This is a genomic window from Streptococcus mitis, from assembly GCF_946190275.1.
Lineage (GTDB): Bacteria > Bacillota > Bacilli > Lactobacillales > Streptococcaceae > Streptococcus > Streptococcus mitis_DC.
Genome location: NZ_CAMHZQ010000054.1, coordinates 1 through 401 on the forward strand (window position 1 = coordinate 1; position 401 = coordinate 401).

The 401-nt window shown below is 44.4% G+C and carries 1 protein-coding gene; it reads right to left on the reverse strand.

The genetic code is table 11. The features are described from left to right. On the reverse strand, nucleotides 1-401 hold a 401-nt coding region (locus N8M20_RS10200), incomplete at both ends, for a mucin-binding protein (RefSeq protein ID WP_419991757.1).

Below are 401 nucleotides of genomic sequence, written 5' to 3' on the forward strand. Positions count from 1 at the left end.
AACTCAACTCTTTGCGTAACTGGTCTAGCTACTTCTGTCGTTTCATCAGTCGCATCGACATACTTGATGGTACGGGTAACAGTTTTGCGTTCAATTTCATCGGCAATACTTTGTGGATACTTCACAACTACCGTCGTATTGTCTGTCGTTGAAGTGACCGTTGCTTCCGCTACAGTTGCCTTATCTGGGGCGTCATAGTTGGTCACTTTTGGAGAGGTTTGAGAACCCCATGTACCTGTTGACCAAGCGCCTTCTGTTACTTCACCTGTCACTTTGTTACGCTTGTTGGTTCTTGTTAATTCAACTGTTTGCGTAACTGGTGTTGCTACTTCTGTCGTTTCATCAGTCGCATCGACATACTTGATGGTACGGGTGATGGTTTTAGTTTCTGTAACATCTTC